Consider the following 15496-nt stretch of genomic DNA (forward strand, 5'->3'; position numbering starts at 1 on the left):
CAGGCTCTTCGCGCACGCCCCAATGTGGCGCGCCTCCTCGCACCAAGCCCCACATTGCGTTCGCTCATGGTGCATCGCCTCACATCGGTCCAGCGTCGACCCCGCATTTCCAAGCCTTTCCCCAACCGGGCACACCCCTTGCAAAAGCGCCTTCAGCGTCTGCATCTGCCATCCAGAAAAACACCAAGACCACGGAGATCGCACCATGAAGCGTCGTAGCTTGATCAAGGCTTTTACACTCTCGGCAAGCATTGCCGCGATGGGCATGGCCTGGTCCGTCCAGGCCGCCGAGACCATCAAGGTCGGCATCCTGCATTCGCTGTCCGGCACCATGGCGATCTCCGAGACGTCCCTCAAGGACATGGCGCTGATGACCATCGATGAGATCAACGCCAAGGGTGGAGTGAATGGCAAGAAGCTTGAAGCGGTGGTCGTGGACCCGGCATCGAACTGGCCGCTATTCGCTGAAAAGGGCCGCCAGTTGCTGACCCAGGACGAGGTCGCCGTAGTGTTCGGCTGCTGGACGTCGGTGTCGCGAAAATCGGTGTTGCCGGTGTTCGAAGAACTCAATGGCTTGCTGTTCTACCCGGTGCAATACGAAGGTGAAGAGATGTCGCCGAACGTGTTCTACACCGGCGCCGCGCCGAACCAGCAGGCGATTCCGGCGGTGGAATACCTGATGAGCGAAGAAGGCGGCAGCGCCAAGCGTTACTTCCTGCTCGGCACCGACTACGTCTACCCGCGCACCACCAACAAGATCCTGCGTTCGTTCCTGCACTCCAAAGGCGTGGCGGACAAGGACATCGAAGAGGTCTACACCCCGTTCGGCCACAGCGATTACCAGACCATCGTGGCGAACATCAAGAAGTTCTCGGCCGGCGGCAAGACTGCCGTCATCTCCACGGTCAACGGCGACTCCAACGTGCCGTTCTATAAAGAACTGGCGAACCAGGGCCTGAAGGCCACCGACGTGCCAGTCGTGGCGTTCTCGGTGGGCGAAGAGGAACTGCGCGGCATCGACACCAAGCCACTGGTGGGCAACCTGGCGGCGTGGAACTACTTCGAGTCGGTGGATAACCCGGCGAACAAGAAATTCGTCGACGCCTGGAAAGCCTACGCCAAGGCCAAGAACCTGCCGGGCGCCGACAAAGCCGTGACCAACGACCCGATGGAAGCCACCTACGTCGGTATCCACATGTGGGCCCAAGCGGTGGAAAAAGCCAAGTCCACCGATGTCGATAAAGTCCGCGAAGCCCTGGCCGGCCAGACCTTCGCCGCGCCGTCGGGCTACACCCTGACCATGGACAAGACCAACCATCACCTGCACAAGCCGGTGATGATCGGCGAGATCCAGGCCGACGGTCAGTTCAATGTGGTCTGGCAGACCGAAGGGCCGATCCGCGCCCAGCCATGGAGCCCGTTCATCTCCGGCAACGACAAGAAGCCTGACTATGCGGTGAAGAGCAACTGAGGCTTCTCCACACCGGCTGATCGTTCCCACGTTCTGTGTGGGAGCGATCAAATACGCAAGGCCTAGCATATGCCCACCGCCCTTTACCGCCTCATCCTCGCCCTGGCATTGCTGTTGCCATTGGCGGCCCACGCAGGCGACGCCGAAGACTTCGTCGCCGCCAATCCAACCCAGCAGGCCAAGCTCCTGGAGGCCTGGGCGGCGCAGCCTGACCCGGCGCGTGTCGAGCTGATCAACGCTTTGCAGCAAGGCCAGTTGACCGTCGACGGCCAACCCAAAACCCTGCGCCTGAACAACCGCTTGCGTGGGCTGATCGAAACCGCCCTCGCCAGCCACCAGCTGCTCGCCGTCGATGCCGGCGTACGCATGGTCGCCGCGCAGCAACTGCAAAAAAGCGCCCGCCCGGCGCAACTGGCCTTCCTCGACCGGCAACTGGCCGGCGAGCAGGACGAAGACGTACACGCCGCCCTGAGCCTGGCCCTGGCCAACCTGCAACTGGTGGATACCAACCCGTCCGTGCGCCTGGCCGCCGTCCGGCTGCTGGGGGAAACCGGCGATCCGCTGGCCCGCACCCGCCTCGAAGGTTTGCTAGAACCGGGCGTCGAAACCGATGCCGCCGTGCGCACCGCGGCTGAAACCAGCCTCGGCCAGGTCAAGCGCAAACTGCTGATCGGCGAACTGTTGGGCCAAGCCTTCAGCGGCATGTCCCTGGGCTCGATCCTGCTGCTCGCCGCCCTCGGCCTGGCGATCACCTTCGGCCTGCTGGGGGTGATCAACATGGCCCACGGCGAAATGCTCATGCTCGGCGCGTATTCCACGTATGTGGTGCAGATGCTGTTCCAGCGCTTCGCCTCGAACGCCATCGAGTTCTACCCGTTGATCGCCCTGCCGGTGGCGTTCTTCATCACTGCGGCCATCGGCATGGCCCTGGAACGCACGGTGCTTCGCCACCTCTACGGACGCCCGCTGGAAACCCTGCTCGCCACGTGGGGCATCAGCCTGATGCTGATCCAACTGGTGCGCCTGGTGTTCGGCGCGCAGAACGTCGAAGTCGCCAACCCGGCCTGGCTGTCGGGCGGGATCCAGGTGTTGCCGAATCTGGTGCTGCCGTACAACCGCATCGTGATCATCGCCTTCGCGCTGTTCGTGGTGGTGCTGACCTGGCTGTTGCTGAACAAGACACGCCTGGGCCTGAACGTGCGCGCCGTGACCCAGAACCGCAACATGGCCGCCTGCTGCGGCGTGCCGACCGGGCGCGTGGACATGCTCGCCTTCGGCCTCGGCTCGGGCATCGCCGGGCTTGGCGGCGTGGCCCTGAGCCAGATCGGCAACGTCGGCCCGGACCTGGGCCAGAGCTACATCATCGACTCGTTCCTGGTGGTGGTGCTCGGCGGCGTCGGCCAACTCGCCGGCAGTGTGTTCGCCGCGTTCGGCCTGGGCATCGCCAACAAGATCCTCGAACCGCAGATCGGCGCCGTGCTCGGCAAGATCCTGATCCTCGCGCTGATCATTCTGTTCATCCAGAAGCGTCCGCAAGGCCTCTTCGCGCTCAAAGGACGGGTAATCGACTGATGAACCAGCCCCTGATGCTCACGGCCACGCAAAAGGCCGGCCCCAAAGTTACGCTCATCCTCGGTGCGGTGATTCTGGCCGTGCTGTTGAGCCTGCCGTTGCTGTCGCTGTTGGCGGCGGACAATCCGCTGCACGTCTCGGCCTACACCTTGACCCTGGTGGGCAAGATTCTCTGCTACGCCATCGTCGCCCTGGCGCTGGACCTGGTCTGGGGCTACGCCGGTTTGCTCTCCCTGGGCCACGGCCTGTTCTTCGCCCTGGGCGGCTACGCCATGGGCATGTACCTGATGCGCCAGGCTGCGGGCGATGGCTTGCCGGCGTTCATGACTTTCTTGTCGTGGACTGAACTGCCCTGGTACTGGGCCGGCACCGACAGTTTCCTCTGGGCGCTGTGCCTGGTGGTGCTGGCGCCGGGTTTGCTCGCGCTGGTGTTCGGCTTCTTCGCCTTCCGCTCGCGGATCAAGGGCGTGTATTTCTCGATCATGACCCAGGCGCTGACGTTCGCCGGGATGCTGCTGTTTTTCCGCAACGAAACCGGGTTCGGCGGCAACAACGGCTTCACCAATTTCCGTTCGATCCTGGGCTTTGGCATCACCGAGCCGGGCACCCGGGCGGTGTTGTTTTTCGCCACGGTGTTGCTGCTGGTGGCGAGCCTGTTCATCGGCTGGCGCCTGGCCCGCAGCAAGTTCGGCCGGGTACTGACCGCCCTGCGCGACGCCGAAAACCGCCTGATGTTCTGCGGCTACGATCCCCGTGGTTTCAAGCTGTTCGTCTGGGTGTTGAGCGCGGTGTTGTGCGGCCTGGCCGGCGCGTTGTACGTGCCGCAGGTGGGCATCATCAACCCCAGCGAAATGTCGCCGACCAACTCCATCGAAGCCGCGGTGTGGGTGGCCCTCGGCGGGCGCGGCACGTTGATCGGGCCGCTGCTGGGAGCCGGTGTGGTCAATGGCATGAAGAGCTGGTTCACCGTAGCGTTTCCTGAGTACTGGCTGTTTTTCCTTGGGGCCCTGTTCATCGTTGTGACGCTGTACCTGCCTAAAGGCGTGATCGGGCTGCTGAAGAAAAGGGGCGAAGAATGAGAATCACACCTACAGCGGATTTCATGCTCGAACCCATTCTGGAGCCCAACAAGGACCAAGGCAGCAGCCGCGATGCGATCGGCCTCGGCCAGGCGGCCGGCGTGGGCCTGAACACCCGCCACGGCACCATCCTGACCCTGGAAGACATCAGCGTCAGCTTCGACGGCTTCAAGGCGCTGAACGATCTGAACCTGTACATCGGCGTCGGCGAATTGCGCTGCATCATCGGCCCCAACGGCGCCGGCAAGACCACCCTGATGGATGTGATCACCGGCAAGACCCGGCCCAGCCACGGCAAGGCCTGGTTCGGCGAAACCCTGGACCTGACCAGCATGAGCGAAGTGCAAATCGCCCAGGCCGGTATCGGCCGCAAGTTCCAGAAGCCGACGGTGTTCGAAGCCTTGAGCGTGTTCGAAAACCTGGAACTGGCGCTCAAGACCGACAAATCGGTGTGGGCCAGCCTGCGGGCAAAACTGAACGGCGAGCAGCACGACCGTATCAACGAAGTGCTCGATACTATTGGCCTCACCACCTCGGTCAATCGCGCCGCCGGTCTCTTGTCCCACGGGCAGAAGCAGTTCCTGGAGATCGGCATGCTGCTGGTGCAAGACCCGCAACTGCTGCTGCTCGACGAACCGGTGGCGGGCATGACCGACGCCGAGACCGAGTTTACCGCCGAGCTGTTCAAGTCCCTGGCGGGCAAGCATTCGCTGATGGTGGTGGAGCACGATATGGGTTTTGTCGGGGCGATTGCCGACCATGTCACCGTGTTGCACCAAGGCAGTGTGCTGGCCGAGGGGTCGCTGGAACAGGTGCAGGCCGATGAGCGAGTGATTGGGGTGTATTTGGGCCGATGAATCGGCCAGCGCCAAGCCGCAAGCTTCAAGCTGCAAGCTAAAAACAAAGCCGTGCACCGTCCCGCTCTTACTTGCAGCTTGAAGCTCACCACTTGAAGCTTAAAAAAGGAATTCCAATGCTACAAGTCCAACACCTTCACCAGTACTACGGCGGTAGCCACATCCTGCGGGGCCTGTCGTTCGACGCCAAGGTCGGCGAGGTAACCTGCCTGTTGGGGCGCAACGGCGTGGGCAAGACCACCCTGCTCAAGTGCCTGATGGGCCTGTTGCCGGCCAAGGAAGGCGCGGTGAATTGGGAAGGCAAGGCCATCACTGGGTTCAAGCCGCACCAACGGGTCCACGCAGGCATTGCCTACGTGCCTCAGGGCCGGGAAATTTTCGGCCGGCTGACGGTGGAAGAAAACCTGCTGATGGGCCTCTCGCGTTTTCCCGGCTCCGAGGCCAAGGAAGTGCCGGCGTTCATCTACGAATTGTTCCCGGTACTGCTGCAAATGCAGCAACGCCGTGGCGGCGACTTGTCCGGTGGCCAGCAACAGCAGCTCGCCATTGGCCGGGCCCTGGCCAGCCGTCCACGCCTGCTGATTCTCGACGAGCCCACCGAAGGCATCCAGCCGTCAGTGATCAAGGAAATCGGCGTGGTGATCAAGAAACTGGCCGCCCGTGGCGACATGGCGATCTTGCTGGTGGAGCAGTTCTACGACTTCGCCGCCGAGCTGGCCGATCAATACCTGGTGATGTCCCGGGGCGAGATCGTGCAGCAGGGGCGCGGAGAAAATATGGCAGCCGAGGGTGTGCGCGGACTGGTTACCATCTAGTCTGTAGCGTCACGACAATAATCAGAAATCATGAATCTACCTGTCTCGCCCTCAGCCTTGTTCACCCCCAGCTGGCATGCCGAACTGGAACTGGGCTATGCCCGATTCGGCGACTGCACACGCCCGGTCCAGCGCCGTCACAAAGGCCCGCTGCGGGTGCAAAAGCATTTGTATGCCGAAGGGCCCGAGGTGTGCCAGCACATCATCGTGCACCCGCCCGGCGGGATTGCCGGCGGCGATCGGCTGGACATCTCGGCCCACGTCGGCGCCGGTGCCTGGGCGCAACTGACCAGCCCCGGCGCGGCCAAGTGGTACCGCGCCACCGGCCCGGCGTACCAGCAACTGAAGCTGAGCGTAGCGCCCGGCGCAACCCTGGAATGGCTGCCCCAGGAAACCATCGTGTTCAGCGCGGCCCAGGCGGAACTCAGCACCGACATCGACCTGCAGGGTGACGCCCGGTTGTTCTACTGGGACATGGTTGCCCTCGGCCGGCCGGCCAGTCACGAGCGCTTCGATCTCGGGCACTTTCAATCGCGCCTGGATATCCGCCGCGACGGCCAGTTGTTGTGGCACGAGCGCCAGCGCATCGTCGGCGACGACGGCTTGCTCGACTCGCCCATCGGGCTGGGTGGCGACCCGGTGTTCGCCACGTTGCTGGTGACCGGCGAGATCGACGGCGAACTGCTGGGGCAATGCCGATCCCTGGGCCATGCCGTGCGCGGCGACCTGACGCAATTACCCGGCCTGCTCGTGGCACGTTGCCTGGCGAGCGAGGCGTTACTCGCGCGGGGATGGTTGATTCAATTGTGGCGTTTGCTCAGGCCGGCGCTGTTGGGAAGAGAGGCCATGCCGCCAAGAATCTGGAGCACGTGAATCTGCTTTCCCACAGTGGAATGTATTTACCGCAAAAACTTTATCTGCCCTTACTGGATTGCACATGGACCTGACCCCACGCGAAAAAGACAAGCTGCTGATCTTCACCGCCGGCCTCGTCGCCGAGCGGCGCCTGGCTCGTGGCCTGAAGCTCAACTATCCGGAAGCCATGGCCTACATCTCCGCCGCGCTGCTCGAAGGTGCCCGTGACGGCCAGACCGTGGCCGAACTGATGCACTACGGCACTAAGCTGCTGAGTCGCGAACAGGTCATGGAAGGCATCCCGGAAATGATCCCGGAGATCCAGGTCGAGGCGACGTTTCCCGACGGCACCAAACTGGTCACCGTCCACCAACCCATCGCCTGAGGCCGCGGCATGACTTATCACACTCGTGACGCCCGCACTGCCGACCTGCCGGCGATCCGTGACATCTACAACGATGCGGTCCTCAACACCACGGCGATCTGGAACGAACAGGCCGTCGACCTGGGCAATCGCCAGGCCTGGTTCAGCGCCCGGCAAGCCCAGGGCTATCCGGTGCTGGTGGCCGTCGACGCCGAGGACAATGTGCTCGGCTATGCTTCATTCGGCGACTGGCGGCCGTTCGACGGTTTCCGCCACACCGTGGAGCATTCGGTGTACGTCTGCCGCGATCAACGTGGCAATGGCCTCGGCCCGCTGCTGATGAGTGCGCTGATCGAGCGCGCCAGGGCTGGCGGCAAACACGTCATGGTCGCCGCCATCGAGAGCGGCAACGCGGCGTCGATTCGCCTGCATGAGCGAGCCGGTTTTGCCATCACCGGGCAGATGCCCCAGGTGGGCACCAAGTTCGGTCGCTGGCTGGACCTGACCTTCATGCAGTTGGTCCTCAATCCCGGGGCGCCACCGCCCGCCATCGACAAGGAGTGATACCGATGAACGCCGCCCAGTTGCGACGAGTCCACGCTGAAAGCTTCGCGCATTACCGCCAGGGCTTGATTGATCTGCTGCTCGACGCCGTGGGCTATGGCGCCAGTGTGGGGTTCATGGCCGACCTCGATGCCGACCAGGCCCGCGCCTATTTCGACGAGGTCCAGGCCAGCCTCGACCAGGGCGATCTGCTGCTCTGGGTGGTGGTCAAGGACGAGCAGGTGCAGGCCAGCGTCCAGCTCGCCCTGTGCCAGAAACCCAACGGCCTGAACCGCGCCGAAGTGCAAAAGCTGCTGGTACGTGGCGACGCCCGTCGCCGAGGCCTGGGCCAGCAATTGATGAACGCCTTGGAGCTCGGTGCCCGCCAGTACAAACGTGGCCTGCTGTACCTCGACACCGAGGCCGGCTCCGAGGCCGAGTCGTTCTACCGCGCCATGGGCTACACCCGCGTCGGTGAACTGCCCGACTACTGCCAGAGCCCAGACGGGACCTACACCCCTACCGCCATCTACTACAAAATTTTGGGGCAACCGCAATGATCCCAGGTCAGTACCAGATAGCACCCGGCGACATCGAGCTCAACGTCGGCCGCCGGACCCTTACGCTGAAAGTCGCCAACAGCGGTGATCGGCCGATCCAGGTCGGCTCGCACTATCACTTTTTCGAAACCAACGACGCCCTGGCCTTCGACCGCGCCGCCAGCCGAGGCATGCGCCTGAACATCCCGGCCGGCACGGCGGTGCGCTTCGAACCGGGCCAGAGCCGGGAAGTCGAGCTTGTCGAACTGGCCGGGTTGCGGCGGGTTTATGGGTTCGCCGGGCGAGTCATGGGCAGCTTGTGAATGACTTCAGCTGCAAGTTTCTAGCTGCAAGCTGCAAGAAAAAGCACTTCGCGGCGCTCCCACAATTTTGTTTTTACTTGAGGCTTGCAGCTTGAAGCTTGCGGCTCAGTTCCGAGGACCGAGGAAATGAAAATCAGTCGTCAGGCCTACGCCGACATGTTCGGCCCCACCGTCGGCGACAAGGTCCGCCTGGCCGATACCGAGTTGTGGATCGAAGTGGAAAAGGACTTCACCACCTACGGCGAAGAAGTGAAATTCGGCGGCGGCAAGGTGATTCGCGACGGCATGGGCCAGAGCCAGTTGCTGGCCGCCGAAGTCGTCGACACGCTGATCACCAACGCGCTGATCATCGACCACTGGGGCATCGTCAAGGCCGATGTCGGCCTCAAGGACGGTCGTATCGCCGCCATCGGCAAGGCCGGCAACCCGGACATCCAGCCCGATGTGACCATCGCCATCGGCGCCAGCACCGAAGTGATCGCCGGCGAAGGCATGATCCTCACGGCGGGTGGCATCGACACCCACATCCACTTCATCTGCCCGCAGCAGATCGAAGAAGCGCTGATGAGCGGCGTCACCACCATGATCGGCGGCGGCACGGGCCCCGCCACCGGAACCAACGCCACCACCTGCACCTCCGGGCCGTGGCACCTGGCGCGTATGCTCCAGGCCGCCGATGCCTTCCCGATGAACATCGGCTTCACCGGCAAGGGCAACGCCAGCCTGCCGGAGCCGTTGATCGAGCAGGTCAAGGCCGGCGCCATCGGCCTGAAGTTGCACGAAGACTGGGGCACCACGCCGGCGGCCATCGACAACTGCCTGAGCGTCGCCGATCAATACGACGTGCAGGTGGCGATCCACACCGACACCCTCAACGAGTCGGGCTTCGTCGAAACCACCCTGGCCGCGTTCAAGGGTCGCACCATCCACACCTACCACACCGAAGGCGCCGGTGGCGGCCATGCGCCGGACATCATCAAGGCCTGCGGTTTCCCCAATGTGCTGCCCAGCTCCACCAACCCGACCCGGCCGTTCACCCGCAACACCATCGATGAGCACCTCGACATGTTGATGGTCTGTCATCACCTGGACCCGAGCATCGCCGAAGACGTGGCCTTCGCCGAAAGCCGCATCCGCCGCGAGACCATCGCTGCCGAAGACATCCTCCATGATCTGGGCGCGTTCTCGATGATCAGCTCCGACAGCCAGGCCATGGGCCGTGTCGGCGAGGTCATCACGCGCACCTGGCAGACCGCCGACAAGATGAAAAAGCAGCGCGGCGCCCTGCCCGGTGATGGCGCCGACAACGACAATTTCCGCATCAAACGCTACATCGCCAAGTACACCATCAACCCGGCGATCACCCATGGCATCAGCCATGAAGTGGGTTCCATCGAAGTGGGCAAATGGGCTGACCTGGTGCTGTGGCGCCCGGCGTTTTTTGGCGTCAAGCCGACGTTGATCCTCAAGGGCGGGGCGATTGCCGCCAGCCTGATGGGCGACGCCAACGCCTCGATCCCGACGCCGCAACCGGTGCACTACCGACCGATGTTCGCCAGCTTTGGCGGCTCGCGGCATGCCACCAGCCTGACCTTCATCAGCCAGGCGGCTGCCGAGGCGGGGCTGCCGGAGCAATTGGGATTGAAGAAGCGGATCGCCGTGGTCAAGGGTTGCCGCGACGTGCAGAAAACCGACCTGATCCACAACGACTACCAGCCGAGCATCGACGTCGACCCGCAGACTTATCAGGTCAAGGCCGACGGCGTGTTGCTGTGGTGTGAACCGGCAGATGTGTTGCCGATGGCGCAGCGGTATTTTCTGTTTTGAACAACACAATTTTGTGGCGAAGGTGCTTCTGTGGCGAGGGGATAAATCCCCTCGCCACAAATAAGTCCCTCGCCACAGGGTTTTATTACTTCCTGAAATGACCGGGCTGGCCCAGCTTACAGATCGGTACTCTCCACCGGCGCATCCAGTTCTTTTTGCGTCAGCGACTGGATCAGTTCCGCTTCCTTGACCTTATGCTGCAAGCCCAGCGCATCGGATTGGCTCACGTAGTCCGATTCCTCCAGGGTGCCGGCGGCTCTTGCCTCGTCCAGTTCGATCTGGCTGTGGATCAGGGTGTCGTCCAGTGCCTGGAAGGTCGCCGCATTCTGCTGCCTCAAATAGTCGATCCAGAAATCGCGCCCCACGATCGACTGCAATTGTTGAGGGGAATCGTCCAAGGCCAGGACCTTGGCCGCCGCTGCGTCGAGCATGGTGCTCGTGACCTGGGCCATGTGGACAAAACGTCCGTCCGTGGGTTGCCCTGGCAGTTCCAGTCGTTCCTTCAGGCCGACACGGTAGGCCAGGCGGACCTCGACTTCCTCTATCTTCTGGATCAGACGGGCTTTTTCCCTGGCCGGGAGCCAGGCTTTGGCATTGATCGCATCGCGGCGCCCTTGAATATCCTGCAGTGCAATGCGCTCCACTTCGTCGAGACGAAACAGGCCCTTGGCGAGCCGGATCAGCGTGGCGCTCTCATCCGCCCCAACCGTCTGGCTCCTGGCGTTGTGGATCATCAACTTGATTTCCAGGTAACTGAACGACAACGAAGCGCGATCCTCGCAGGCCGGCGCGCCGGCCAGGTCGAATAATTCACGGCGCAAATCCGTCGAGGCACTCATCGCCTCCAGCATCTGCCAGACTCGAGCTTGCAGGTCTGGATAGTTTTCCTGGCCCTGATAGGACTCGACCAATCGATTCAACAGCTCAAAAAATTCACCGGATTGCGGTTCGCCTTTCAGGCTTTGCCATAACGCCCTCTTCGCTTCCAACTGTTCGGCGGGCAAATTGCGCGACCATTGCTCGACAGCGGAAAGTGAAGCCTCCCCAGAAGCACCAAACGCCATGGGCCTGCGCAACGCGGCCCATTCGGGATGCGTCTGCCAGAGATTCGTCCAGTAGTCATTCAGGCGTTGCACCGCCGCCGCGCTCAACGGATTGCCCTGAAGAAAAGTGACGCTGTTGAGGCGTGCCACGACCTGGGCATCCGCCGTTGGAGGCTCGATCAAACGGTCAGGTACGTCGGTCAACTGATTGTCGCGTAAATCGAGGATTTCCAGTGGCTGCTCATCCAGGCCGACGGGCCAGGTGTCGATCCCGGTTTCCTTGAGCCCCAGCGCCCGCAGGTCGGGCATGGCGCTGAAATCCGGCAGACGGCCCAGCGGGTTGCGATCCAGGTTGAGGATCTTCATTTTCGTAAGCCCGCGCAGAATCTCGATACTTCGAGGTGTCAGGCTGATCTGGTTCGATTTCAAATAGAGTCTGCTCACGCCCTTCATCGTCTCCAGCGCCTGTGGCAGGTCGGTGAACCTATTGCGCGACAAGCTCAACCAACGAAGAGCAGGGAAGCGGGTCAGGAAACTGTTGCAGGCTTGTTGCGACAGTCTCATGTCGCTCATTTCCAGCGAGGCTACATGGCTGAAGTCGGCCGACAGTTCAGGCAACGCCCCGACATTGTGCCGACTCACATCGAGCATGTATCCAACCCGGTCGCCATCCACCGTCGTAACGACCCGCGTCTGGCGCCTCCAACACCGCTTGATCTGCTCAGCCACCGCGCGCTTCACACCGGAGGGCACCACCTCGATATGATCGTCATCCACGGCGCGCATGACATTGGAAGCGACCCAGCGGTCCAGGTCGTGACGCAGCGTATCGAACTCGAGCTTGCGACGTTGAAGCTCCGCTACCGCACCATCACCCAATGACCGCAACAACGTCTGGATCTCTCTTCTCGTGTAATCCGGATACAGATCCAGGACCCGACGTTCCGGCGAAGGGCCAAGCCCCAGTCGTTCCCGCCAGCCGCTCATCGGGTAGCCGTACCGACCCGATGACAGGTGCATGGGCGACTGGAAGAACGGCTTGATCGGCGGCATTTTCAGTACTTGCGCCAGCGATTCCCGCGCCAGGGGAGCGGAACCGACAGCCTGCTTCAGAAGACCGGCCTGATGGACCGACGGCCGCCCCATGGCCAGGCGCTCGGCATCCGGCAGGGCATGCTGCAAGGCAGTGTAGACATCGCCCCAACGACTCAGATCGTTACCAACATTGTCGTAGGACTTGTAGAGCCCTTCACGCTTGACCACGATCTTGGGCTGCGTCGAGGCCTGCGGTCCGATGCTGTCAATGAGGGCACCTACCGAACTGTCACTGCGCAGTTCGATACGCACCGTGTCGCTCCAACCCGGCAGGGTCTTGAGGGTCGCCAGCACCAGGCGAGGCGTATCCGCCGTAGCCAGGGTCTCGTGATACAAGCCCTCATAGGCCCGGTTCAGACGCACCGTTCGCTGGAAATGGCGCAGCTCTTCGGCGATGCGTAGCGCAATGGGTTTGGTCTGGGTCGCATCGCTCAGGCGCCACTTGGCCATCTGCTGGAGTTCCTCGGCGCTGGCATGGCTCACGATCAGATCGATGGCCGCCGCCGGCACCGAGGGAAAGCGGGATTTGATCAGCGTCACCCGCGGGTCGCTGGAAATATCGTCCTTGGCGTAATGATCGTTGAACAGCTGGGCCTTTTCACGCACCGCCACTTCGGCGAGTTTTTTCCTGAACTGCTGGATACGGGCCGCCATGTTCGTCTTGGCAATGGCCGGGCTCGTATCGGCCAGCAGATCGCTGCCAGTCGCGTCCACGGCCTCGATCAGGTTCTTGGGAAACGACGAGGTGTGGACTTTCGTGTCGGCGATGATGACCTCTCGAACGGCCGCCCCATTGACCGAACCCGGATACTCCCAAAGGGCCTTGCCTGAACGATCGATCACCTTGAGTTTCAATCCGTCTGGCCACGGGCCGTAGCCGGTGAGCAGGTGCAGCTGGGTCATCGGATCGGCTTGTTCGAAGTGCAGCGGGTCTTCGCTTTGCAGGTGGGCAATGAACTGGTCCACTCGACGGGCGATGTTGAAGCGCTTGATGGTGTCGGCCAGCCATGCCGACGGCGGCTGGCCTTCAGCGTGCAGCTGTCGCAGCGCGTCCTCGGAGGTGCCGCTGGCAATGCGGATTTGCTCAAGCTCGGCGTCGCTGAAATCCTTGACGCCATGTCCCAAGCAACGCATCAGCGTCGCGCCGTCCCAAGCCCGTGGCCGTTCCAGTTCATGGCTCCACGCGCCGCTGCCGTTGTGCGTGAGTTCGGGTTGATAGGCATCGGGCCTGGATGGGTGGCGAATGCGAAAACGACGGGTTGCCGGATTCTCCTGCGCCTCGTAATAACGCCCGTCCAGCGCCACCAAGTCGCGGCCACCGACCCGGTGCAGGCCTTGTGCATCGGGAACCGAGGTCGCCTGTGGCCGCAGATCGCTCGCGTAGGGGCTCAGGCTGGGGCGCCACAAACGTGATTCGCCATTGGCCAACCGGACCGGTTCCAGCTGACTGACCGTGCTCGACCATTGGATATGCGGCAGCACTGCCGCGCCCGTGGCAACGAAGGCCGTGTTGAGGGCCACGCTGGAAAAATGCGCCCACATTTCCCGGGTCTCGCCCCGCTCGAACGCTTCGATGCTTTCGAACGCCTCGTTCAACATCTGCACCGCGCCTATCGCCAGCATCAGTGGCCCAAGTCCTGGCACCACGAAGGCGGCCAGGTTGAACACGTCGACGACCGCACTCAGGTAGCTGGCCAGCCGCGCCAGCCGCGCATTCCGGTCTTCTTCCCCGGTCGGGATCGCCACCGCGCGGGCGTCCATCCGAATTTTCTGGATCTGCGCCAGACGCAGCGTTTCCCACAATGAGCCCATGATGGCCACGTCGTCCATCGGCAGCGCCGGCAGTTTCGCCTTGAGTGGGTAATCGACCTCATCATCCTCCTGCCCGGAGGGTTGATAGAGGTGATTGAACTGCTTGAAGAACTCCCCCTGTTGGCGCACCGGCACGAATCGACTGAAGAAGCGTCGGTAATCGATCCCGTGCAGGCATCGCCGCAGCTCGGCCATGAATTCGCCACTGGAGGTGTATTCCTTGAGCGGGTGCTCGGGATCGCCCGGCAGGTAGGCTAAGACCCTCTCCACCCGACTACTATTCTGGCGGTCGGGACCGATCAGCAGAGGACCGACCAGCGTGCTACCGAACACTTTCAGCGAGGTGAACGTCACCGCTCGCCCATCGAGCTTGATCGCAGACTGGTCGCCGACCATATGCCGCAGCATTTGGTAGGCGGCCGGACTGATGTCGCCCTTGGCCCGGGCCACCTCGGTGCAAAGCGCCAATTGCTGTTTATGATGATCACGCAGTTGACGGTCCAACCGGCTACGAGCTTCGCTGTCGGCGGGTTGGACGATGGCGTCGATGTGTTCTTGATACTGGCGCCCCAGGTCCAATGTGCGGCACAGCTGGGCAAACGCTTCAGGTGCGATCGGCAGCGCCCCGGCGCGAAAGGCGTTCGCGGTGGGAACAACCTCGCCATCATAAAATGGACGTTCGGTGGTGATCAGGCTGCAATCGTCACAGTCGGACTTGAGCGTTTCGTCAGGCTCGAAATTGGCCAGCGCGGCTTCCAACAGCGACGAACCGTGGTACTCGTAGCGATCAACATGACTGCCAGCGTTTTCCACTACAAACGCGCCAAGCAGATCCCCCCGGCTGCTACGCTCGTACTTGCGGACGAAATAGACCTGGTTGACGTCCAGCGTACGTTTGAATGCTTTCTTGATCGCCTGGCTGAGCAACGGCTCGGCAAAGGCCCGGATATCCTGGATATCGCCCAACACATCGTCGATCTGGTTCAGGATTTCGCGGTAGCGGGAATGATTGTTCTTGAGGCGGGTTCTGGTTTCGTGGTCGGCCTTCACGTACCAATCAGGCAATTTCTCGAGCGCATGGTCGCTCAGCTCCTGCTGGCGTTGCACGATGGCACCGCTGTACCAACCGGGAATACGGGATTTGAGCAGGTCGAAATACTCGCCCTGGGGAATGGCGAGACGGGGGGTGAAGCCTGGCATATCGGGTCATCCTTGACGATGGAAAACCCGAGCCTATTCCCTGCGTCAGCGATGAGTGCGGTATCTATTTATCGCTTTTTCAGGTTTTTGCCTGTCCAGGC

The 15496-nt window shown here is 62.3% G+C and carries 12 protein-coding genes; 11 read left to right on the forward strand and 1 reads right to left on the reverse strand.

Features of this window, described 5'->3' with window-relative positions:
* The first annotated feature begins 205 nt into the window (after positions 1-205).
* From urtA to ureC, 11 genes are all read left to right on the forward strand, one after another.
* Positions 206-1471 carry an urea ABC transporter substrate-binding protein gene (gene urtA / locus J3P82_RS22945; protein WP_434558803.1) on the forward strand — a complete coding sequence of 422 codons (1266 nt, stop codon included), beginning with the start codon at positions 206-208 and terminating at the stop codon, positions 1469-1471.
* A 69-nt stretch (positions 1472-1540) separates the two neighbouring features.
* A complete protein-coding gene (gene urtB / locus J3P82_RS22950) occupies positions 1541-3043 on the forward strand; it encodes an urea ABC transporter permease subunit UrtB (RefSeq protein ID WP_434558804.1) in 1503 nt (500 codons plus the stop codon).
* On the forward strand, positions 3043-4122 hold the full coding sequence (urtC, locus tag J3P82_RS22955; RefSeq protein ID WP_434558805.1) for an urea ABC transporter permease subunit UrtC: 1080 nt from the start codon (positions 3043-3045) through the stop codon (positions 4120-4122). The genes urtB and urtC overlap by 1 nt, the downstream gene beginning before the upstream one ends.
* A complete protein-coding gene (gene urtD, locus J3P82_RS22960; protein ID WP_434558806.1) occupies positions 4119-4979 on the forward strand; it encodes an urea ABC transporter ATP-binding protein UrtD in 861 nt (286 codons plus the stop codon). Before urtC ends, urtD begins: the two co-directional genes overlap by 4 nt.
* Positions 4980-5095: 116 nt before the next feature.
* The gene (urtE, locus tag J3P82_RS22965; protein ID WP_434558807.1) at positions 5096-5794 is read left to right on the forward strand and encodes an urea ABC transporter ATP-binding subunit UrtE; all 699 of its coding nucleotides are present in this window, start codon (positions 5096-5098) and stop codon (positions 5792-5794) included.
* A 30-nt stretch (positions 5795-5824) separates the two neighbouring features.
* On the forward strand, positions 5825-6667 hold the full coding sequence (locus J3P82_RS22970) for an urease accessory protein UreD (RefSeq protein ID WP_434558808.1): 843 nt from the start codon (positions 5825-5827) through the stop codon (positions 6665-6667).
* A 64-nt stretch (positions 6668-6731) separates the two neighbouring features.
* A complete protein-coding gene (locus J3P82_RS22975) occupies positions 6732-7034 on the forward strand; it encodes an urease subunit gamma (protein WP_434558809.1) in 303 nt (100 codons plus the stop codon).
* Positions 7035-7043: 9 nt separating this feature from the next.
* Positions 7044-7577 carry a GNAT family N-acetyltransferase gene (locus tag J3P82_RS22980; RefSeq protein WP_434558810.1) on the forward strand — a complete coding sequence of 178 codons (534 nt, stop codon included), beginning with the start codon at positions 7044-7046 and terminating at the stop codon, positions 7575-7577.
* A 5-nt stretch (positions 7578-7582) separates the two neighbouring features.
* Positions 7583-8116, forward strand: coding sequence for a GNAT family N-acetyltransferase (locus J3P82_RS22985; RefSeq protein WP_434558811.1), 534 nt, complete (start codon positions 7583-7585; stop codon positions 8114-8116).
* On the forward strand, positions 8113-8418 hold the full coding sequence (locus J3P82_RS22990; protein WP_434558812.1) for an urease subunit beta: 306 nt from the start codon (positions 8113-8115) through the stop codon (positions 8416-8418). Before J3P82_RS22985 ends, J3P82_RS22990 begins: the two co-directional genes overlap by 4 nt.
* A 126-nt stretch (positions 8419-8544) precedes the next feature.
* On the forward strand, positions 8545-10245 hold the full coding sequence (ureC, locus tag J3P82_RS22995) for an urease subunit alpha (protein ID WP_434558813.1): 1701 nt from the start codon (positions 8545-8547) through the stop codon (positions 10243-10245).
* 116 nt (positions 10246-10361) lie between these two features.
* On the opposite strand, the gene J3P82_RS23000 is transcribed toward ureC, so the two are convergent.
* Positions 10362-15395, reverse strand: coding sequence for an NEL-type E3 ubiquitin ligase domain-containing protein (locus tag J3P82_RS23000; protein WP_434558814.1), 5034 nt, complete (start codon positions 15393-15395; stop codon positions 10362-10364).
* Positions 15396-15496 lie beyond the last annotated feature (101 nt).

This window comes from Pseudomonas sp. Z4-20, from assembly GCF_051131955.1.
GTDB classification, from domain to species: domain Bacteria; phylum Pseudomonadota; class Gammaproteobacteria; order Pseudomonadales; family Pseudomonadaceae; genus Aquipseudomonas; species Aquipseudomonas marvdashtae.

Excerpts from the sequence above, each read along its gene's own strand:
- urtA (WP_434558803.1), top strand. The coding sequence starts at position 206 with ATGAAGCGTCGTAGCTTGATCAAGGCTTTTACACTCTCGGCAAGCATT.
- urtB (WP_434558804.1), top strand. The coding sequence starts at position 1,541 with ATGCCCACCGCCCTTTACCGCCTCATCCTCGCCCTGGCATTGCTGTTG.
- urtC (WP_434558805.1), top strand. The coding sequence starts at position 3,043 with ATGAACCAGCCCCTGATGCTCACGGCCACGCAAAAGGCCGGCCCCAAA.
- urtD (WP_434558806.1), top strand. The coding sequence starts at position 4,119 with ATGAGAATCACACCTACAGCGGATTTCATGCTCGAACCCATTCTGGAG.
- urtE (WP_434558807.1), top strand. The coding sequence starts at position 5,096 with ATGCTACAAGTCCAACACCTTCACCAGTACTACGGCGGTAGCCACATC.
- J3P82_RS22970 (WP_434558808.1), top strand. The coding sequence starts at position 5,825 with ATGAATCTACCTGTCTCGCCCTCAGCCTTGTTCACCCCCAGCTGGCAT.
- J3P82_RS22975 (WP_434558809.1), top strand. The coding sequence starts at position 6,732 with ATGGACCTGACCCCACGCGAAAAAGACAAGCTGCTGATCTTCACCGCC.
- J3P82_RS22980 (WP_434558810.1), top strand. The coding sequence starts at position 7,044 with ATGACTTATCACACTCGTGACGCCCGCACTGCCGACCTGCCGGCGATC.
- J3P82_RS22985 (WP_434558811.1), top strand. The coding sequence starts at position 7,583 with ATGAACGCCGCCCAGTTGCGACGAGTCCACGCTGAAAGCTTCGCGCAT.
- J3P82_RS22990 (WP_434558812.1), top strand. The coding sequence starts at position 8,113 with ATGATCCCAGGTCAGTACCAGATAGCACCCGGCGACATCGAGCTCAAC.
- ureC (WP_434558813.1), top strand. The coding sequence starts at position 8,545 with ATGAAAATCAGTCGTCAGGCCTACGCCGACATGTTCGGCCCCACCGTC.
- J3P82_RS23000 (WP_434558814.1), bottom strand. The coding sequence starts at position 15,395 with ATGCCAGGCTTCACCCCCCGTCTCGCCATTCCCCAGGGCGAGTATTTC.